The sequence below is a fragment of the Kluyvera sp. EC_51 genome (assembly GCF_019584505.1).
Classification (GTDB): Bacteria; Pseudomonadota; Gammaproteobacteria; order Enterobacterales; family Enterobacteriaceae; genus Kluyvera; species Kluyvera sichuanensis.
On sequence record NZ_VDAG01000035.1, the window covers coordinates 66,157 to 86,330 of the forward strand.

Sequence of the window (20,174 nt, forward strand, 5' to 3'; positions counted from 1 at the left end):
GTTCCTTCCTGTTACGGCTTAAGGGGTGGCAGAAATCACCATCTGGGATGGGCTGCCAACCGGGGTGTAGTCCGGGGAGAACGTCAGTTTTCCGTCCTTCGGCGCTACGCTAAAGCGGGTGATATTGTCGCTACGCTGATTCATCACATAGAGCCAGTGCCCTTGCTTATCCAGCGTTAACGTTCGCGGATAGTCGCCACGCGTCCAGATATCATCCTGATGTTTCAGGGTGCCATCGGCCATCACGGTAAAGTGGGCGATACTGTTGTGTAAGCGGTTAGCGACGTACAGCTGTTTGCCGTCCTGGCTTAATACCAGACCGGCGGCAAAGCTGGTGCCTTTATACTCTTTCGGTAAGGCAGAGACCGTTTTCCCTTCGCGCAGCAGTCCGCTCTGTTTATCGAGGTGATAAAACGTCAGCGTGGAAGCTTCTTCGTTAATCAACCATAGTCCATTCCCGGCAGGCGTGAAGACAAAATGTCGCGGCCCCGCCCCGGCGGACGATGCGGCGATAAACGGCGGGTCGTTCGGCGTCAGCTTGCCGCTGGCGCTGTCCATACGGTACTGATAGATCCTGTCCAGCCCCAGATCGGTCGAAAAGACAAACTTCCCGCTGGGATCGGCCGAGATCATATGGGCATGCGGGCCGTTATGATCGCTGACGGCAAAGCTGCCTTCAACCGCAGCAGCCGGCCGTGCTGCGCCCGCAGGACCTTGATCCTGATGCGCATCCACCGCCTCACCCAGGCTGCCATCTTCTTTCACCGGCAATACGGCAATCGAGCCGCTCACGTAGTTCGCCACCAGCAGGTGGCGGCCATCTGGTGTCAGCGAGAGATAGACCGGGCCCGCGCCGCCGGAAGCCACCTGATTCAGCTCGCTCAGCTCGCCGCTCGCGGCAATGCGCCACGCCTGCACTACACCTTTTTCTACTTCGCTGGCGGCGTACAGGGTTTTGCCATCCTGGCTGACGGTCAGCTGCGCGACGTTCGGCAGCGAACTGACGAGCGCTTTATCGCGCAGATCGCCGGTTTTGCCATCGACGGTAAAGCGATACAGACCTTCGCCGTTAGGGTTGTAGGTTCCCACCCAGGCGTACTGGGTTTGCGCGACGGCGCTGGCGGCAAGCAGAGAGAGTGAAGCAACAAGCAGGTGACGAGCGGTTGGCATGGTGACTCCTTGATGGTTCGGTGGGGGTTTTCCCCCTCACCCCGGCCCTCTCCCCAAAGGGGCGAGGGAGAAAACCAGGCGGTCCCCTCTCCCCGTGGGGAGAGGGGCAATCGCACTACTTAACAAGCTGTTTCGTGATCTCCAGCAGCTGACGAACATCCGCCGGACGCGTATTCCCGCTCGCCTTATCAATAATCGAGCTATAGATATGGGGAATAATTTTGCTAACGCCAGCATCCAGCGCAATTTTCAGGATTTCGCCGTAGTTGTCGAGGTCAATGCCGCCGGTCGGCTCCAGCCAGAAATCATGGCGGGCGCAGGCTTCCGCCACCACGACAAACTCATCGCGATGCTTCAGGCCGCCCATCGGGAAGTATTTAATCGAGCTGCCGCCCATATCTTTCAGCAGGGCAATGGCAGTCTCCAGCGGCACAATGCCGTCCGGCGCGTTGCTGGAGAGCGGGCCGGTGGAGATTTTCACCCTGCCGACGGTGCCGGTTGGCGATACCAGGCCGTTGACCACGGTCTCGTTCTGCCCCAGCAGCGCGCGGCTGGTGCCGACGCCGGTGAAGACCTGGTTAACGTGCTGCGGCTGCACCTGGCGGGAAATTTCGCTGACCATCGCCGACTGGTTCGGGTCGCCTGCGCCCAGGCCGACAGACAGTGCGTTATCAATCAGCTTTGCGTATTCACGCATATCGGCCACCGCGCTGGCGATGTCCGGATAGTTTTTGGAGAGCACGCCCACCAGCACATGACCTTCCGCCGCTTCGTAAATCTCGCTGGCGTTCTGCTTGCTGCCTGCCAGAACGTTCAGGCAGACGCGGTCACGGTAAAAGTTTGGGGTCAGTTTCATGCTTTTTTCTCCTGGTTTAAGACTTCAGCAATACGGCGGGAGACAATCTCCAACTGCTGCGCATCCACGCTGCGAACATCGGCTTCGATAATGCCTTCGTTGGCCTTGTAGCCGCGGAAGTAAATGGCGTATTCACCCTGCTTCAGCGCCGCCACCAGGTCACCGGTGTGGACGCCGGTCACGGCTTCATCAAATTTAATCTCGGCGCGCGCAATGTCGCGGCCCGCGCTGTCCCACACCACGCGGGCGGTTACGCCGTTGAGCGTATTCAGCGCCTCGATGAATGGGGTCATTTTTGCCACCATCTCTTCGCCGCTCTCTTTGGTCGCCGTCAGGTAATGTTCGATGGCGCAGGTCAGGCCAAGAATGCCCTCTTTGCCCACTTTCATCGCACGACCAATGCCGTTCGACTGACGTTTGACCCACTCCACGTACTGGGTTTTACCGATAACCAGTCCGCTGGTTGGCCCTTCAATGGCCTTCGCGCCGCTGTAGATAACCAGATCCGCGCCCGCACGGTAGTAGGCCTGTAAATCTTCTTCCGCCGCCGCATCAACAATCAGCGGCAGATTGTGGCTACGCGCGACCGCCGCAGCCTGCGCCACGTTGAGCATGCTTTTCTGCACGCAGTGGTGAGATTTAATGTACAGAATGGCCGCTGTACGCGGGGTGATAGCTGCCGCCAGCTGGTCGGCAGAGCATTCGTTGGCGTAGCCCGCTTCCACCAGCTTGCCGCCGCCCAGCGCCACCATGGTGCCGACCGGTGCGCCGAAGTTGACGTTGTGGCCTTTCGGCAGCACGATTTCGTTGTTTTCAATCGGGGTAACGTGCAGGTTTTCCAGCAGCCAGTCGCTGTCTTTTACCAGCACCGCCGCCACCGACTGCGCAATCCCGGCAGAGGCACAGGAGACGACCGTCGCCCCTTCTACATCCAGCAGCTTCGCAATGTAGGCGCCGGTTTTATTCACCAGATCTTTCATTTCGAAGTACTGGTTCATGCCCGCCATCGCGGCTTCCACCACTTCCGGGCGCGGCGTAGAGACGCCGAGGATCGTCATACGGCCGGAGGTGTTAATCACCTGTTTTAAATCGTATTTCTCAAAAATCGAAGGCATTTTCCGCACTCCCTTGTTCGGTCAGATAGCCCTTGCCAGCGCGAATCGCGGCAAGCGGCAGCAAAATCTTGTCAGCCTGAAGGCTCTCTTTTTCCGCATCCACCAGCACCGTTGGGGTCTGAGCTACGGTAAACAGCGTCAGGTCAGCGTCATATCCCACCGCCAGTTGCCCTTTACGAGTCAGGCGCAGGCCATCGGCGGCATGGGCGGTGACGCAGTCAATGACCTGCGGCAGCGACATACCGATGGCGAGGAACTTCGACATCACCAGCGCCAGCGAGCGTACCGGGCCGTCGATGCGGTTACGGCAGTAGATATCGGAGCTGATGGTGTGCGGCAGAATGCCCATCGCAATCGCCCGGCGGGCCACTTCAAAGCTGAAGCTGGCGGTGCCGTGGCCGACGTCGAGACGCACGCCGCGCTTTAAGGCGCGCACGATAGAGCCGCGCAGTTCGCCTTCCGGCGTCAGGATGCGGTTCGGTTTGCCGTTGTAGCAGTGGGTGATGATGTCGCCGGAACTCAGTAGATCGGCAATCTCATCAAGGTTCGGCGGGTTGTTGCCAATGTGCACCATCAGCGGCAGGTCGCCGTTTTCTTTCTGGATGGCTTTGCCACGCTCCAGCGGCGTAATACCGTTTTCGCCGACCACGCTGCTGCTCATGCGCGCTTTCAGGCCGACGATAAAGTCCGGGTGGCGCGCCACCGCCTGCTTCACCGCTTCCGCATCGATATTGGCCATATTGGCCAGTTCATTCTGGGCAATCAGCCCCACGCGGGAGATGTTGAGCAGCGCATAGACGTCGGTCGCCGCTTTGCGGGTCAACTGGTAGAAATCGTCCACGTCATCGGCCCCGGTGCTGCCAGCATCAATCACGGTGGTCACGCCGGTGGCGATACCCACGCTGTCCGGTTCGTCGTGATAAATCGGTGAGTTCGGGTAGCAGTGGACGTGGGAGTCAATCCAGCCAGCGCTGGCGTAGTGTTTGCCGTCAAGGTCGATGGTTTTCAGGGCAGGCGCGCTAATCTCGCCCAGCGCCGCGATTGAACCGTCCTTAATGGCGATATCAGTCAGGGTATCGTCGACGAGGCGCGCACGGCGCAGGAGTAAATCAAACATATCTCTCTCCTGTTAAGACGGGCGCCAAAGCGCCCGCAGGGTTTAACTAATCGCTACCGGGAAGATGGAACCCAGCAGCATCGCGCCGAGAATAGCGCCGCCGGTAATCGGCTTCTGCCAGACATAGAAAATCAGCGCGCCAATCAGTGAGCCCACGCCGATAGGAATCGAAGCGGTCATGGCGCTGAGGATAATCAACGGGCCAAGGAAGCGGCCAGAGGCGTTACCCGCGCCCATCATCACGTCGGCCCCGTAGGTGGAGTCACTCTGGTTGATGGTGAACTTACGCGCCAGGATGATGATGTAGCCAATCGCCAGACCAATCACCAGCCCGGTAATCAGGGAGGCGATAAAGTTGGTCACCGGGAACATGATGCCCGCGCCCAGCAGCAGCGCTGGAACCCCAAGGCCCACGCCGGTTTGGATCGCGCCACCGATGTCCAGAATGCCCACCAGCGAACCTTCGATGATACGGGCGAACAGGAAGCTCGCGCCGAACGCGGCAACGGCACCGTAAGCCCCGGTATCAATCCCGGCTTTCAGCATCGCCACGAAGGCCACTTCGTTGAAAGCACCAATGCCGTAGAGGTAGTACATATGCGTCCCGGCGAACACGCCGGAGGAGAGCAGGCCAACGAAGATCGGGAACGACCAGTCGGCATACCAAAAACCTTTATTTTGTTCCATGTCAGGCTCCCGTTATTTGCCGCTGATTGAGCTGTGGATCAGATCCAGCCAGTTCGGTACGGTCAGGTGGAAGGATTCAATCATCTTCATGTCGAAGCCGCGGAAGAAGGCGCTCAGGACGAACAGCGCAATAATCGCACCCATCATCACTTTGGTGACGCGATGCCAGCCGCTCTCTTCAACACCCTTACCAATCAGAATACCCAGCACCAGGCCCGGCACGGCGTTACCCATAATCAGCTGCGCTGCGCCGCCGAAGATGGTGGCCCAGAAGCCTGATTTCTTACCGGCATCAATCGCTGCCAGCCAGAAGATAACCGGCATCACGGTGTTCACCAGCAGGTTGGCTGCCGGAACCAGTACCTTAACGGCGGTGACCTGCAGCGCCTGTGGTACGGAAGAGGCCGTCAGGTTGAGGAAGGCCACCACAATCATGCCGATGATGCCGCAGGCAATCGCCATTTTGCGTGGGTTATGCAGCGTCTCGCCGACGTTGCGATTTTTCACCATCAGTGCCGCCGCGCCCCAGTTCGGGATAATGCGGTGGTCAACGTCCTGGGTGAAGGAACCTGCTGCGACGGAAGAAGCCCAGGCGTTAAAGAAGAAGCCGAGGCCAAAGGAGAAGTGGGAAGCCGGATCGCCTTCGCAGGAGTTCAGCTCGCCCAACGTACGAAACGCCCCCATCCCCTGCGTGGTGGGCGCGTGAAACATGCGTGCCGCTCCGGCGCCCACGCCGACGCCAACCAGGCCGCCGATAATGAGCGATTTTATTAAAATTATCAGGAACATAGTCTGACCCTTTGGTGAAAATCAGGTTTGCGTGACGAAATCCACTTTATCGATATCAATGGCGGTCACGTTGACGGTCACGTCCAGCTCCACGCTGTACGCTCGTCGTTCACGGCGTAAAAAGAAGAATAAGAACGCCTCTTTTCGTACCGCTTCGCGCGCATGAACAACCTGCACATCCTGTGGCTCAATACGCAGTAAGATGCGCGATGATGTTTTCATCACCGCTGCCTGCACGTGGTTCAGGGCATCGGCGAACGCCCGTGTTTTGCTCTCGCCTTTGCCCGTGACCCTCACCGTGGTGGTGAATTGTTCTTTCATACTCAAGCGCCGTACTTCTTCTTCCAGGCCTCTACCAGGCGTTCACCCAGCTCTTCTTTGTCCATAAAGCCAAAGCCCAGCACGTTGCAGCCTTCGTTAATGGCGGTGACGCCCTCTTCCACTGAACGCATGCCGTATTTCGCTTTGTAGCCATATTTGGTCTGCGCGGTGATAGCACCCGCACCGCCGCTACCGCAGAAGGAGATACCGAAGGTCGCGTTTTCGGCCTTCATCATGTCGCCCAGCTTCATGTCGGCGGCTACGCCCGGTACCACAACTGCACGAGCACCGGCTTTTTCCGCGCCAGCGGCAACTTTTTGTCCTTTACCCAGGCGGTCGCCAATTACTACGGTGATCTGTTCCATTTGTTGCTCCTTACAGGTTGTCTTTTGCTACTTCGAAGTGAACGGAGAGCAGCCAGGCCTCTTCATCAGGCAGGTTGCCGAACTCCGCGACCACTTCGCGGGCAAGCATCATTGAATCGTCAGAAATCTCTTCAAACAGGCTTTCATCCACTTCCGGCAGCGGCTCGCCGCTGATGGACCGGTGGGCCATGGCCCGCACGTGGGAGGTCAGCATTTGCTCCTGCACGTCGTTAGGGGTGATATCGCGGCGGCGTAACAGTGCGAACACCTGCTGCAACATCTTGTCGGCCAGCCGTTCGGTCTGTAGCGCCTGCTCCCCTGCGTCGTGTATTACCGCTCCGTTATTCACTCGTGTTACCCCGCTAATGTCTCTGGGGATAAACCTAACGCCGGGGGATGGGAGTTTGTAGCGAGTTGTTTTCCACTTCGAAGTGGAAAGGTAGACGGCTTGAGTGATCGGATTCACACATTCGCCACGAAAGTAACGATTTCGATACATTCGCGTGATGAATGTCACGTCTGTGGGACAAGGTCATTGGAAAGGCGAATGGCAAAACGAAGGTGAAAAGTGTGATATCGGTGAAGTTTTTCGGGGAATTTTCGGGGAGCGAAGACGGAAGGCGTCAGGGCGACGCCTTCCGGAGATAGGATTAGCGGAACTTCTTGTGGTTCTCGTTGCGGGTGGTTTTGAAATCTTCCGCGGCGGCCTGGGCTTCTTTCACTTTGCCCTCGTTCGCCAGCTTCATCGCGCCGTCAATCTGACCAATCAGCGTATCCAGACCATGACGATAGTCTTTCATTTCCGCGCTGTCTGCCGCTTTGCCTTCCAGCTTCGGCGGGGTCTCTTTTTTAGCGTCTTCTGCGGCGGTACGCATCTTCGTCAGCGCCGCTTTCAGTTCACCCACGTCGGTGGTCTTCTGCACGACCTGCAGATTTTCCGCCAGGGTGTCCATATCTTCGCCCAGGTCAGCAAAGGCAGAAGCCGAACCCAGCGCCAGCGCGGAGACCGCCAGCATCGCAACCAGTTTTTTACGCATTGCTCACTTCCTTTTTATTATTTAAGCGAACGGGCGCAGCAGGATGCGCCCAATACGTGATTACTGTCCGGCGATTTTCATCTCCGGTAACAGTACGGAACCACATTGAATGTTACTGCGTGTCTCAATATCGTCGGCGATGGTGACCATATTGCGCCACATGTCTTTCAGGTTGCCAGCGATGGTGATTTCACTCACCGGATACTGAATTTCGCCGTTCTCAACCCAGAAGCCGGATGCACCGCGAGAGTAGTCGCCGGTGATGCCGCTAACACCCTGCCCCATCAGTTCAGTCACGACAAGACCCGTGCCCATCTCTTTAAGTAACTTTTCAAAACTCAGGCCGCGACCGGCAATACGCCAGTTGTGGATGCCGCCTGCGTGGCCGGTGCTCTTCAGGCCCAGCTTACGCGCGGAGTAGTTGGTCAGCAGCCACTGGGTCAGCACGCCGTCTTTGATGATGTCGCGACGATCGGTGCGCACGCCTTCGCCGTCGAACGGCGTCGACGCCAGCCCTTTCAGCAGATGCGGATGCTCTTCAATGGTCAGCCATTCCGGCAGAATTTGCTTGCCGAGGGAGTCCAGCAGGAAGGTCGATTTACGGTAAACCGAGCCGCCAGCAATCGCGCCCACCAGGTGGCCAAACAGCCCGGTTGCCACTTCGTTGGCGAAAATCACCGGCGCCTTCATGGTGGAGAGCTTGCGCGGCTCCAGGCGAGACAGAGTGCGACGCGCGCACTCTTCACCGACCCATTCAGGGGACTGCAGGTCGCTCAGCGCGCGGCCGATGGTATAGGCGTAGTCACGCTCCATGTCGCCGTTCACTTCGGCAATCACGCAGCTGGACAGGGAGTGACGGGTAGAGCAGTAGCTTTGCAGCATGCCGTGGCTGTTGCCGAAGACTTTAATGCCGTAGTGGCTGTTAAAGCTGCCGCCTTCGGTGTTGGTAATGCGTTTATCAGCCTTCAGCGAAGCCTGCTCTGCGCGAGCCGCCATTTCGATGGCTTCATCCGGGGAGACTTCCGCCGGGTGGAACAGGTCAAGATCCGGGGCTTCAAAGGCCAGCAGTTCTTTGTCTGCCACGCCAGCACACGGGTCCGGCGAGGTGTAGCGCGCGATATCCAGCGCCGCCTGCACGGTACGGGCGATAGCATCCGGGCTCAGGTCGGTGGACGATGCGCTGCCTTTACGGTTCTGGTGATAGACGGTAATCCCCAGCGCCCCGTCGCTATTAAATTCGACGTTTTCGACTTCACCATAACGGGTGCTTACGCCGATGCCGGTGGTTTTACTGACCGCCACTTCCGCGCCGTCTGATTGAGTGGCTGCCAGTTCCAGCGCCATAGAGACCGCTTTTTCCAGCGCAATACGTTGTTGTGCAACTTGTGTGATCACTTTCATCGTCTAAGCCATAATCTGAGGTAAAGTTAAATGAAGTCTAACAGAGAACCCTTTCTCAGTATGCGCTCAAGCTGTTAGTATTAGCCTCTTTTTTAAGGAGCCTGAAATGACAAAGCAGCCCGAAGACTGGCTCGACGACGTCCCCGGTGATGATATCGAAGACGAAGATGATGAAATTATCTGGGTCAGCAAGAGTGAAATTAAACGTGATGCCGAAGAGCTGAAGAAGCTTGGGGTAGAACTGGTTGAGCTCGGTAAGAACGCGCTGGATAAAATCCCGCTGGACGCCGACCTGCGCGCCGCCATTGAACTGGCGCAGCGTATTAAGATGGAAGGCCGCCGCCGCCAGCTGCAGCTGATTGGTAAAATGCTGCGTCAGCGTGACGTAGAACCTTTCCGTCAGGCGCTGGATAAGCTGAAAAACCGCCACAACCAGCAGGTTGTTGTTTTCCATAAGCTGGAACAGCTGCGTGACCGTATGGTTGACGGTAGCGATGAAGCCATCGAAGAAGTGATGAACCTGTGGCCTGACGCCGACCGTCAGCAACTGCGTTCGCTGGTGCGTAACGCCAGGAAAGAAAAAGCCGGCAACAAGCCACCAAAATCTTCCCGCCAGATCTTCCAGTATCTGCGCGAGCTGTCCGAACACCAGGACTAAGCGTCAAGAAAATGCCCTCTTCGTGAGGGTATTTTTTTGCCCGTCTTGTGCAACATCCGGCGTCGCGCTGCTCGGCCGGGCGACTTTCATGCCATCACAATCTGGCACAAATCATGGTTAAAGCGCTGGTACTGCCCTTCGTCAATCGGCTGCGGGTAGCTCAGCACAATCAGCTCGTGATCGGCGATGCCGGCATGATAGGTCGGGTGCGCGTGCGGCCACGGGTTGGCGAAGAATCCCATGCTTTCATAGAAACGCAGGCGCTTGTGGGCTATCTCGGTGGTCAGCGGGTCGATTTCCAGAATGGTTTTCGGCGCGCGCTCGAGGATCTGCCCCAGCAGACGTTTGCCGTAACCCTGGGAACGTAGGCTGCTGTCGACCGCCAGATGTTCAATATAGACGTAGCCGTCGAACGCCCAGCATCCACTCATGCCAATAAACTGTTCACCATCGAACCACGCTTCCAGCGCGTAGTGCGGGGAGTTAAGCGCACGCTGTTTGGCGGGGAGTTCGCGCTGTTCGTGCCAGGGGAAGGCGTGAGTGTAAAGGGTGTCTAGTGGGGGGAATAAGACAGAGTCGGTTGAGGTGATTTTTTTGGCGGTGAGCATTTTTGGTTTCCGGGGAAAGGGCTATATCGAGCGAGCCCCCCTCACCCCGGCCCTCTCCCCAAAGGGGCGAGGGAGAAAACCGTCCGTGCCTTCTGCTCGTATGGTAAGGGAGAAAACCGGGCGGTCCCCTCTCCCCTTTGGGGAGAGGGTTAGGGTGAGGGGGCAACCCGCTCAGCGCAACATCAGCGAATTACTCCTGCTGCGCTTTCTTCGCCAGCCCGTCGAGCAGTTTCTGATGAATGCCGCCGAAGCCGCCGTTACTCATCACCAGAATATGGTCGCCAGGCTCGGCGCTCTTCACAATCATATCGGCCAGCGCGTCTACGTCAGCGCTCCAGTGCGCAGGCTGCACGCAGGCTTCTGCCACTTCCGCGACCTGCCACGGAATGTGCTGCGGCTGCAGCAGGAACACTTCATCCGCGCGGCCCAGAGACGGCGCCAGGTCGTCTTTGCAGACGCCCATTTTCATGGTGTTCGAGCGCGGTTCCAGCACGGCGATGATTTTCGCGGTACCGCCCACTTTGCCGCGCAGCGCTTGCAGCGTGGCGAGGATAGCCGTTGGGTGGTGCGCGAAGTCGTCATAAACGCAAACGCCGTTGGCTTCACCACGAAGCTCCAGACGACGACGGGCGTTGATAAAGCTGCCCAGCGCGTTGGCGGCATCGGCTGGCGTCACACCAACATGACGCGCGGCGGCAATCGCCATCAGGCCGTTATGCATGTTGTGTTCGCCGACCAGGCCCCACTTCACTTCACCGACTTTTTCACCGTCGAGCAGTACTTCCCACTCGGAGGCGTCGGTATTGAGTTTTTTCGCCTGCCAGTGGCCCTGCTCGCCCACCAGCTCCTGCTCGCTCCAGCAGCCCATTGCCATCACCTGTTTCAGGTTGGCGTCGTTTTCCGGCAGGATGATACGGCCCTGGCCCGGAACGATGCGCACCAGATGGTGGAACTGTTTCTGGATAGCTTTCAGGTCGTCGAAGATATCCGCGTGATCGAACTCAAGGTTGTTGAGGATCAGCGTACGCGGGCAGTAATGCACGAATTTGGAGCGCTTATCGAAGAAGGCGCAGTCGTATTCATCGGCTTCAATCACGAAGAACGGGCTGTCGCCCAGACGCGCGGAAACCTCGAAGTTCCCCGGTACGCCGCCGATCACGAAGCCCGGCTTGTAGCCGCACTCTTCAAGGATCCAGGTCGCCATACCGGCGGTGGTGGTTTTGCCGTGGGTACCGGCAACCGCCACAACCCAGCGATCGCGCAGCACGAAGTCGTGCAGCCACTGCGGGCCGGACATATACGGAATGTTCTTTTCCAGCACCGCTTCTACGCACGGGTTGCCGCGCGTCATGGCGTTGCCGATGATCACCAGATCCGGCTGCGGGTCGAGCTGACTTGCGTCATAACCCTGAATTAAATCAATGCCTTGCTTTTCAAGCAGCGTGCTCATCGGGGGATACACATTGGCATCCGAACCCGTGACTTCATGACCCAGCGAGCGAGCCAGCATCGCCAGACCGCCCATGAAGGTGCCACAAATACCCAAAATATGAATGCGCATACGTCACTATCCTTTTTTTATCTGCTCCGCATTTTACCCATATGTTTGCCAGCAGAGAAACGCATTTAAGGATATTCCGTAGTTTGCTGGCGCGATTCACCAGTGCGAATTTTTTTTATTCTTTGTTAATATTGTTGCAGTCGTTTTACTCAACATCCACTGTCAGGGAAAGTGTTATGAAAACGTTAGGTGAATTTATTGTCGAAAAGCAGCACGAGTTCTCTCATGCTACCGGTGAGCTCACTGCTTTGCTGTCGGCAATAAAGCTAGGTGCCAAGATCATCCACCGCGATATCAATAAGGCCGGTCTGGTCGATATCCTGGGTGCCAGCGGCGCAGAAAACGTACAGGGAGAAGTACAACAAAAGCTCGATTTGTTCGCAAACGAGAAGCTGAAAGCCGCGCTGCGCGCCCGTGACATCGTCGCTGGTATCGCCTCCGAAGAAGAAGACGAAATTGTCGTATTCGACGGCTGCGAACACGCGAAGTATGTGGTCCTGATGGACCCGCTGGATGGCTCATCTAATATCGACGTTAACGTCTCTGTCGGTACTATCTTCTCTATCTATCGTCGCGTAACCCCAGTGGGTACGCCGGTCACCGAAGAAGATTTCCTGCAGCCGGGTAACCGTCAGGTCGCCGCGGGCTATGTGGTTTACGGCTCCTCCACCATGTTGGTGTACACCACCGGCTGTGGCGTGCACGCCTTTACTTACGATCCGTCGCTGGGTGTGTTCTGCCTGTGCCAGGAGCGTATGCGCTTCCCTCAGCGCGGTAGCACCTACTCCATCAACGAAGGCAACTACATCAAGTTCCCGAACGGGGTGAAGAAGTACATCAAGTTCTGCCAGGAAGAAGATAAGTCCACGCAGCGCCCGTACACCTCACGCTACATCGGTTCTCTGGTTGCCGATTTCCACCGCAACCTGCTGAAAGGCGGGATCTACCTGTACCCAAGCACCGCCAGCCACCCGGATGGGAAACTGCGTCTGCTGTATGAGTGCAACCCAATGGCGTTCCTCGCGGAACAGGCCGGCGGCAAGGCCAGCGATGGGAAAGAGCGTATTCTGGATATCGTGCCGGAAACCCTGCACCAGCGTCGTTCGTTCTTCGTGGGTAACGACCATATGGTGGAAGACGTTGAGCGTTTGATTCGCGAGTTCCCGGACGCGTAATCTTATTGAGGATGCCCCCTCACCCCGGCCCTCTCCCCACAGGTGCGAGGGAGAAAACCGGACGGTTCCCTCTCCCCCGTGGGGAGAGGGTTAGGGTGAGGGGGTAACCTCACTACGACACCTGCAACCGGAACGACGACATCGCCGCCACCAGCGCCTGCGACTGCTCTTCCAGCGAACGGGTTGCCGCCGACGACTGCTGTACCAGAGTCGCGTTCTGCTGCGCGGTTTCATCCATCTGGCTTACCGCAATATTCACCTGCTCAATGCCACGGCTCTGCTCCTGCGACGCACTGGCAATTTCGCGCATCAGTTTGGTCATGCGCATCACTTCACTGGCAATCTCATCCATAGTTTCCCCCGCCTGCTGCGCCAGGTCACTGCCTTCGCTGACGTGGGTTTGTGAGGCAGAGATCAGCTGACGAATCTCTTTGGCGGCATCCGCGCTGCGGCTTGCCAGGTTACGCACTTCACCTGCTACCACCGCGAATCCGCGCCCCTGCTCACCCGCGCGCGCCGCTTCTACTGAGGCGTTCAGCGCCAGAATGTTGGTCTGGAAGGCAATCCCGTCAATCACGCTGAGGATATCGGCGATGCGGTTGGCGCTGCCGGAAATATCCTGCATTTTTTCAATCACGTAGCAGACCATTTCGCTACCACGGTCGGCGGTATCGGACACTTCCTGCGCCAGCTTGTGCGCCTGGTCGGCGTTATCGGCGTTCTGCTTCACGGTGGCAGTGATCTCTTCCATGCTGGCCGCCGTTTGCTCAAGCGACGTCGCCGTCGACTCGGTGCGCTGTGCCAGATGGTTGTTGCCCGCCGTCAGCTCACGGCTGCCAACGTCAATTTGCGAGCTGGCATCCCGCACGCGCATCACCGAGTTCATCATCGACTCGCGCATACCGGCAATCGCCACGTTCAGACGCTTAATCTCCGCACTGCTCGCCTTCAGCGGCGAATCGGTTAAATCTCCTGCCGCCACCTGCTCCAATTGACCAATCGCCGCCGCCAGCGGTTTAAGCAGCAGATGACGCAGCTGCAGCCAGCCCAGCGCCATCACGCCTGCGGTCAGCAGAATGGCGATAACCATCAGTACCAGCACACGGTTTTTGGTGCTGTGCACCGCGGCGACTTCAATCTGGCCGCGAGACTCGCCCCAGTCCTGGAACGCGTGGATCGCATCGTCAAACTGGCGAGAGACCGGGATCATGGTCTTTTCCAGCAGATCGTAATAGCCGTCAACGTTTTGCTGATTCAGCGCCGCCAGCATCGGCACGATCCCTTGCGTGTTGTAGGCTTCGAAGCTTTTCATGACGTTCGCCAGCAGCTGCGCGCCGTCGGCATCATCCATCGAGGACTGGCCCACATCGGCAATAATCTTCTGCCCCTGGGCCACTTCACCATTGAGGGCTTTTACTGCTTTCGTCGCATCATCGAGCATGCCGATTTCCATCAGCCGGACCGCCTGACTGGCTTCGTTACGCGCACGCAATATCAACGTATAACCTTCGTTCAGCTGGGTCATTTGGTCGCTTTGCAGATGGTCAATGCGTTGTAGAGAGGTGGAGCTTTTGGTGAGGGCATAAATGCCGATACCGCTGACTAAAACCAGCAGCAGGGTCATCACGGCGAGCAGGGACAGCAAGCCGGTACGGATAGAGAGCGTTTTTAGCATCATAGTGTTGTCCGGTAGCAGGGGTACTGTTTGGCGTAAAAAGTCAGTATCGGCCACTACCGGAAAAACATTAGTGTTTCAGTGTGTTAGTCCTTTGTTACTGCCGCGTTCACACGGGTCACTGCCGCATTCTGGCGGTTCTCCCACAGCACCGTCAGCGCACGCTGGAGCGCGATGAAAATAAACAGCAAAATGCCGATCGCTATCTTCGTCCACCATGAGCTGAGCGTGCCGTCAAAGTTGATATAGGTCTGAATCAGCCCCTGAATGCCGACGCCGAACAGCGTGCCGAGCACCGTCCCCACCCCGCCGCTCAGCAGCGTTCCGCCAATCACCACCGAGGCAATGGCATCCAGTTCTACCCCGACGCCCGCCAGCGCGTAGCCTGCCTGGGTATAGATGGAGAAGACGATACCGGCAAGCGTCGCCAGCCCGGTCGACAACATATAGATGCGCACGATGGTGCTGCGGGTCGGAATCCCCATCAGGTTCGCCGAGGTGGCGCTACCGCCGATGGCGTACACCTGATTGCCAAAGCGGGTACGGTGAGCAAGGAAGATCCCCAGAATCACCACCAGCAGCATCAGCAGCCCCATCGCGCTCAGGCGACCGCCGCCGGGAATCGTCCACGCCAGCCCGGAGAGGGTGTCATAGAGCGGATGATCGATAGGAATCGACTCTTCGGAGACCAGATAGCTGACGCCGCGCAAAAAGAACATTCCGGCAAGAGTGATGATAAACGCCGGGATCTTCAGCGCATCAATCAGCCAGCCCATAAACGCCCCGAAGGCGCAGCCCATCACCAGCACCAGCGGGAAGGCTACCAGCGGCGACAGCCCCCATACGCCAATGGCCTTGGCTAAGAACACGCCGGTAAAGGCGATCACCGAGCCGACGGAGAGATCGATACCGCCGGAGAGGATCACAAAGGTCATCCCTACCGCCACAATGCCCAGAAAGGCGTTGTCGGTCAGAATGTTGCAAATCACCCGCGTAGACGCAAAACCGGGAAACTGGGTCAGGCAGTAGAGATAGCCGAGGATGAACACGCCCAGGGTGATCATCAGCGGTAAATTACGTTTTATCATCGCGGCGAACCCTCTTCAGCATCTGAATAAAGCGCGGCGACTGGACGATCAGCACGCACATCACCACCACCGCCTTCACCACCTGGTTAAGCTCGGGCGGGAAACCGGAGAGTAAAATGCCGGTGTTCATGCCCTGAATAATCAGCGCGCCGACCACCGACAGCAGCAGGTTAAAGCGCCCGCCCATCAGCGAGCCGCCGCCAATCACCACCGCCAGAATGGCATCCAGCTCCAGCCACAGCCCGGCGTTGTTGGCATCGGCTCCGCGAATGTCCGCCGCCACAATGGTGCCGGCAATGGCGGCGCAGACACCGCTCAGCACGTAAGCCAGCATCACCACGATGCGGGTGTTTACCCCGGCGTTTTTCGCCGCGCGGATGTTGATCCCCACCGCTTCAATAAACATGCCGAGGGCCGTTTTACGCGCCAGCAGCCAGAAGAGGACCAGCGTCACCAGCGCGATAATCACCGGCGTCGGGAACAGCAGAAACTTACCGCTGCCGATCCACGCCAGCGACGGCGAGTCGAAGGTGACGATCTGCCCGGAGGTGATCAGCTGCGCCACGCCGCGTCCGGCCACCATCAGGATGAGCGTCGCCACAAAGGGCTGGATCTTGAGGATGGCAACCAGGATGCCGTTCCACAGCCCCGCCAGCACGCCGGAGCCCAGCGCCGCCAGCAGCACTACCGGCAGGCTGTGCCCGGCCACGGTCATTGAGGCGGCGGTGGCCCCGGCAATCGCCATCACCGCGCCCACGGAAAGATCGATACCGCCGGTGGCAATCACCAGCGTCATACCAATCGCCAGCAGCGCCACGGGGGCGGCGCGGTTGAGGATATCAATCGGGCTGCCGAACAGGCGGCCATCCTGCAGCGTTATCTGGAAAAAGTGCGGCGCGACAAGGCTATCCACCAGCAGCACCAGAATCAGCGCCGCAATCTGCGGCATGCCCGGCGGCCAGCGAAAACGTCGCGCGGGCTGGCCGGGTTGAGGAACGGATCGAGGCATCACGGTGTACTCCTTAGGCCGCAATAGCGTTCATGATGGCGGGAACGGAAAGCTTATCGAGCGGGATCTCCGCTACCTGTTGGCGATCGCGCATGATGATCACCCGGTCGGCGTAACCCACCAGCTCTTCCAGCTCGGACGAAATCACCAGCAACGCCAGGCCATCGGCGCAGAGGGTTTCGATCAGGCGAATAATCTCTGCGTGGGCGCCCACGTCGATCCCACGGGTCGGTTCGTCGAGGATCAGGAACTGGGGACGCGTCAGCAGCCACCGGGAGAGCAGCACCTTCTGCTGGTTGCCGCCGGAGAGAAACTCTACCGGCTGCTCGGCGCTGGGAGTGCGGATTGCCAGCTGGCGGATAAAGCGTTCGGCAATGTCGTTCTGCTCTTTGCGCGGAATCGGCCGCAGCCAGCCGCGCTGGGCCTGCAGGGCGAGGATAATATTTTCCCGCACCGAGGCGGCGGCAATAATGCCGTCGGTTTTACGATCTTCAGGGCAGAAGCCGATGCCCAGACAGGAGGCCTGATGCGGCGAGCGCAGGGTTTGCGGTTTGCCTTTGATTGTTGCCTGGCCGCTGTCGGCAGGATAGATACCGAAGATCACCTCGGCGGTTTCGGTACGTCCCGATCCCAGCAGCCACGACAGGCCGACGATCTCGCCGGGGCGAACGTGCAGATCGAACGGCGCGATGGTGCCTTTTTTGCCGTAGCCCTCAAACGAGGCGATCGGCTTGTCGCTGAGCAGCGTGCACCCTGCGCGCTGTAGCGCCTGATGCTCCAGCTCGCGGCCAAGCATCATTTTGACCAGCTCAATCTGCGGCAGCTCGCGGGTTTCCCGACAGCCAACGAACGATCCGTTGCGCAGCACGGTGATCCGATCGCTGACCGTATAGACCTGATCGAGGAAGTGGGTGACGAAGATCAGGCTTACGCCGCGATCGCGCAGCTGGCGCATCAGGGTGAAAAGCATCTCCACTTCTTTGGTATCGAGACTGGCGGTCGGTTCATCGAGGATCAGCACTTTTGCCGAGAGATCGATGGCCCGGCAGATGGCAACAATCTGCTGCATCGCCACGGAAAAGCGGTTTAGCGGTTCGCGCACGTCGAGGGAAAAGCCGTAGGAGGCCATCAGCGCGGTGGCGCGCTTTTCCATCTCTTTGCGCTGGATAAAGCCAAAGCGTTTGGGTTCACGGCCAATAAACAGGTTGTCCGCCACCGACATGTTCGGCAGCAGGTTCACTTCCTGGTAGACGGTGCCAATCCCCAGCTGTTGGGCATGGGCGGTATTTTTCGGGTTAATTTGCTGGCCTTCCAGCCAGATGCTGCCGCTGTTGGCGTGGTAGACGCCGGTCAGCGCCTTGATAAGCGTCGATTTCCCCGCACCGTTTTCACCAAGCAGCGCCATAATTTCACCACGCCGCAGGCTGAAGTTGACGTTATCCAGCGCTTTGACGCCGGGGAAGTACTGGCAGAGCCCCTCGGTGCGGAGGATTTCCGGGTTGGTTTCAGTGGTCATTGTGTGCTCTCCCCCCTCACCCAATACATTGTGCCTGACTTGCAGCCCGCACCGCTCAGCTCCCTCTCCCTTTCAGGGAGAGGGTTGGGGTGAGGGTACAACTCGCTTAATAGCCCATATTTTTCTTCTTCTCTAACTCCTCTTTCGCCGTATCCGGCAGATACAGCGTGGACTTGGTCAGCGTCACTTTTTCCGGCATGGTGCCGTCTTTCTTGAATTTCTCCAGCGCATCAAACGCCGGGCCAGCCATATTCGGGGTCAACTCGACGCTGGCGTTGGCTTCACCGGCAATCATCGCTTTGTAGATATCCGGCACGCCGTCAATAGAGCCGGTCAGGATATCTTTGCCCGGCTTCAGCCCGGCCTCTTTGATGGCCTGAATAGCGCCGATCACCATGTCGTCGTTATGGGCGTAAACCATGCAGATGTTCTTGCCGTTGTTCTCCGCCTTGATAAAGCTCTCCATCACCTCTTTACCCTTACTACGGGTAAAGTCACCGGACTGAGAGCGGATAATCTTGATGTTGGAGGCTTTCGAAATCGCATCGGCGAAGCCTTTCTTACGGTCAATCGCCACGCTCGCGCCGACGGTGCCCTGCAGCTCGACGACGTTACACGGCTTGCCGTCGACGGTCTTAATCAGCCACTCGCCAATCAGCTGGCCTTCCAGCACGTTGTTGGCGGTCACCGTGGTCATGTAGAGGGATTTGTCTTTGACATCAATGGAGCGGTCGAGCAGGAAGACCGGGATTTTGGCCTCTTTGGCTTCCTTCAGCACCGGTTCCCAGCCGGTGGCGACCACCGGGGCGATAAAGATGGCGTCGACGCCCTGGGCGATAAACGAGCGAACCGCTTTAATCTGGTTTTCCTGTTTTTGCTGCCCGTCGGCGATCTTCAGGGTGATACCGCGTTTCTCCGCTTCCTGCTTCGCGACGTTGGTTTCCGCCGCGCGCCAGCCGGATTCAGATCCGACCTGCGAAAATCCCACCGTTAAAGGAGCAGCCATGACCATAGACGACATGGCTGCGGAAACTGCTGTGACAAGAAGTAAGCGCTTCCACATAGAGTTATCCTCGTAGGGTTATTGTTGGTCAAATATTCATCTGCGGGAAAACTATAGACAATGGGATATGTAACGGAATGCGTTACATCACAATTCAAAAAAGTAAATTATTTGTTAATTAGCAGCGAACATCAGAGTTCAGGAAGGAGTAGGTGTCGCGCACCCATTGATGGCTATCGTTTTTGTGTTTTTTTTGACCACGACGCGGCCATTTTTTACCGTGTTGTAAACGGTTTCATGATTTTATTCATGATGCGGCTACGTTTATGGATTTTTCTGCCGTAAGAAGGCACTGAAAAGGCCGGGTTCCAGGGGGAGAGGCGTAAAACAGGTCAAGACTTTCCCGACGAGTTGGCTATAATACCGGGCACTAGTTTGCCATACATTCTAAAGGAAACAGACATGAGCTTACTCAACGTCCCTGCGGGTAAAGATCTGCCGGAAGATATCTACGTAGTCATCGAAATCCCGGCTAACGCAGATCCTATCAAATACGAAGTCGACAAAGAGAGCGGCGCGCTGTTCGTTGACCGTTTCATGTCCACCGCGATGTTCTATCCGTGCAACTACGGTTACATCAACCACACCCTGTCTCTGGACGGTGACCCGGTAGACGTTCTGGTCCCAACGCCATACCCACTGGAGCCAGGTTCCGTCATTCGCTGCCGTCCAGTTGGCGTGCTGAAAATGACCGACGAATCCGGTGAAGACGCGAAGCTGGTTGCGGTACCGCACACCAAGCTGAGCAAAGAATACGATCACATCAAAGATGTGAACGACCTGCCAGACCTGCTGAAAGCGCAGATCACCCACTTCTTCGAGCACTACAAAGACCTCGAAGCGGGCAAATGGGTTAAGGTTGACGGTTGGGACAACGCTGAAGCGGCTAAAGCTGAAATCGTTGCTTCCTTCGAGCGCGCGAAGAAATAATATTTTTCGAGCGTGACAAAACACCGCCTTCGG

Annotated in this window: 21 protein-coding genes; 3 read left to right on the forward strand and 18 right to left on the reverse strand. The window is 57.7% G+C overall.

What is annotated here, in order from left to right; translation table 11 throughout:
• Positions 1-18: 18 nt before the first annotated feature.
• The 11 genes from FHC49_RS09265 to pmbA all read right to left on the reverse strand — a co-directional run bounded on the left by FHC49_RS09265 (position 19) and on the right by pmbA (position 8,858).
• Positions 19-1,170, reverse strand: coding sequence for a lactonase family protein (locus FHC49_RS09265; RefSeq protein WP_220439613.1), 1,152 nt, complete (start codon positions 1,168-1,170; stop codon positions 19-21).
• A gap of 115 nt (positions 1,171-1,285) precedes the next feature.
• On the reverse strand, positions 1,286-2,026 hold the full coding sequence (locus FHC49_RS09270) for a KDGP aldolase family protein (RefSeq protein WP_220439614.1): 741 nt from the start codon (positions 2,024-2,026) through the stop codon (positions 1,286-1,288).
• Positions 2,023-3,141, reverse strand: a complete 1,119-nt coding sequence (locus FHC49_RS09275; RefSeq protein WP_123651110.1) for a DgaE family pyridoxal phosphate-dependent ammonia lyase — start codon at positions 3,139-3,141, stop codon at positions 2,023-2,025. The genes FHC49_RS09270 and FHC49_RS09275 overlap by 4 nt, the downstream gene beginning before the upstream one ends.
• On the reverse strand, positions 3,125-4,258 hold the full coding sequence (locus FHC49_RS09280) for an amidohydrolase/deacetylase family metallohydrolase (RefSeq protein ID WP_220439615.1): 1,134 nt from the start codon (positions 4,256-4,258) through the stop codon (positions 3,125-3,127). Before FHC49_RS09280 ends, FHC49_RS09275 begins: the two co-directional genes overlap by 17 nt.
• A gap of 42 nt (positions 4,259-4,300) precedes the next feature.
• Entirely contained in the window at positions 4,301-4,945 is a 645-nt protein-coding gene (locus FHC49_RS09285) for a DUF4310 family protein (protein WP_035892755.1), read from the reverse strand.
• A gap of 12 nt (positions 4,946-4,957) precedes the next feature.
• Positions 4,958-5,734 (reverse strand): DUF4311 domain-containing protein, encoded by a 777-nt coding sequence (locus FHC49_RS09290; RefSeq protein ID WP_185669144.1) that lies wholly within the window; start codon positions 5,732-5,734, stop codon positions 4,958-4,960.
• Between the two features lie 21 nt (positions 5,735-5,755).
• Positions 5,756-6,055, reverse strand: a complete 300-nt coding sequence (locus FHC49_RS09295; RefSeq protein ID WP_035892752.1) for a DUF4312 family protein — start codon at positions 6,053-6,055, stop codon at positions 5,756-5,758.
• Between the two features lie 2 nt (positions 6,056-6,057).
• Complete coding sequence (locus FHC49_RS09300) at positions 6,058-6,420, reverse strand: SFCGS family glycine-rich protein (RefSeq protein WP_004206501.1); 363 nt, start codon at positions 6,418-6,420, stop codon at positions 6,058-6,060.
• A 10-nt stretch (positions 6,421-6,430) separates the two neighbouring features.
• Positions 6,431-6,769 carry a glycine dehydrogenase gene (locus FHC49_RS09305; protein ID WP_185669143.1) on the reverse strand — a complete coding sequence of 113 codons (339 nt, stop codon included), beginning with the start codon at positions 6,767-6,769 and terminating at the stop codon, positions 6,431-6,433.
• A 301-nt stretch (positions 6,770-7,070) separates the two neighbouring features.
• Positions 7,071-7,457: a cytochrome b562 gene (gene cybC / locus FHC49_RS09310; RefSeq protein ID WP_220439616.1), complete on the reverse strand. Its 387-nt coding sequence runs from the start codon at positions 7,455-7,457 to the stop codon at positions 7,071-7,073.
• 60 nt (positions 7,458-7,517) lie between these two features.
• Positions 7,518-8,858: a metalloprotease PmbA gene (gene pmbA, locus FHC49_RS09315; RefSeq protein ID WP_220439617.1), complete on the reverse strand. Its 1,341-nt coding sequence runs from the start codon at positions 8,856-8,858 to the stop codon at positions 7,518-7,520.
• Between the two features lie 106 nt (positions 8,859-8,964).
• Here pmbA and yjgA point away from each other — a divergent pair, with 106 nt between their 5' ends.
• On the forward strand, positions 8,965-9,516 hold the full coding sequence (gene yjgA, locus FHC49_RS09320; protein ID WP_185669140.1) for a ribosome biogenesis factor YjgA: 552 nt from the start codon (positions 8,965-8,967) through the stop codon (positions 9,514-9,516).
• Positions 9,517-9,602: 86 nt separating this feature from the next.
• Here the strand turns inward: yjgA and FHC49_RS09325 are convergent, their stop codons facing one another.
• Positions 9,603-10,124 (reverse strand): GNAT family N-acetyltransferase, encoded by a 522-nt coding sequence (locus FHC49_RS09325; RefSeq protein WP_185669139.1) that lies wholly within the window; start codon positions 10,122-10,124, stop codon positions 9,603-9,605.
• A 190-nt stretch (positions 10,125-10,314) separates the two neighbouring features.
• Entirely contained in the window at positions 10,315-11,685 is a 1,371-nt protein-coding gene (gene mpl, locus FHC49_RS09330) for a UDP-N-acetylmuramate:L-alanyl-gamma-D-glutamyl-meso-diaminopimelate ligase (RefSeq protein ID WP_035892744.1), read from the reverse strand.
• A 176-nt stretch (positions 11,686-11,861) separates the two neighbouring features.
• On the opposite strand from mpl, the gene fbp reads away from it, so the two are divergent.
• On the forward strand, positions 11,862-12,860 hold the full coding sequence (gene fbp, locus FHC49_RS09335; protein WP_185669138.1) for a class 1 fructose-bisphosphatase: 999 nt from the start codon (positions 11,862-11,864) through the stop codon (positions 12,858-12,860).
• Between the two features lie 112 nt (positions 12,861-12,972).
• On the opposite strand, the gene FHC49_RS09340 is transcribed toward fbp, so the two are convergent.
• The 5 genes from FHC49_RS09340 to ytfQ form a co-directional block, all read right to left on the reverse strand.
• Positions 12,973-14,535: a methyl-accepting chemotaxis protein gene (locus FHC49_RS09340; protein ID WP_220439666.1), complete on the reverse strand. Its 1,563-nt coding sequence runs from the start codon at positions 14,533-14,535 to the stop codon at positions 12,973-12,975.
• A gap of 86 nt (positions 14,536-14,621) precedes the next feature.
• A complete protein-coding gene (yjfF, locus tag FHC49_RS09345; RefSeq protein WP_220439618.1) occupies positions 14,622-15,623 on the reverse strand; it encodes a galactofuranose ABC transporter, permease protein YjfF in 1,002 nt (333 codons plus the stop codon).
• Complete coding sequence (ytfT, locus tag FHC49_RS09350; protein WP_220439619.1) at positions 15,610-16,635, reverse strand: galactofuranose ABC transporter, ATP-binding protein YtfT; 1,026 nt, start codon at positions 16,633-16,635, stop codon at positions 15,610-15,612. The genes yjfF and ytfT overlap by 14 nt, the downstream gene beginning before the upstream one ends.
• 10 nt (positions 16,636-16,645) lie before the next feature.
• Entirely contained in the window at positions 16,646-18,148 is a 1,503-nt protein-coding gene (ytfR, locus tag FHC49_RS09355) for a galactofuranose ABC transporter, ATP-binding protein YtfR (protein WP_220439620.1), read from the reverse strand.
• Between the two features lie 106 nt (positions 18,149-18,254).
• Positions 18,255-19,211, reverse strand: a complete 957-nt coding sequence (gene ytfQ, locus FHC49_RS09360; RefSeq protein ID WP_123651118.1) for a galactofuranose ABC transporter, galactofuranose-binding protein YtfQ — start codon at positions 19,209-19,211, stop codon at positions 18,255-18,257.
• Positions 19,212-19,613: 402 nt separating this feature from the next.
• On the opposite strand from ytfQ, the gene ppa reads away from it, so the two are divergent.
• Positions 19,614-20,141 carry an inorganic diphosphatase gene (gene ppa / locus FHC49_RS09365; RefSeq protein WP_005134479.1) on the forward strand — a complete coding sequence of 176 codons (528 nt, stop codon included), beginning with the start codon at positions 19,614-19,616 and terminating at the stop codon, positions 20,139-20,141.
• The last annotated feature ends 33 nt before the right edge of the window (positions 20,142-20,174 follow it).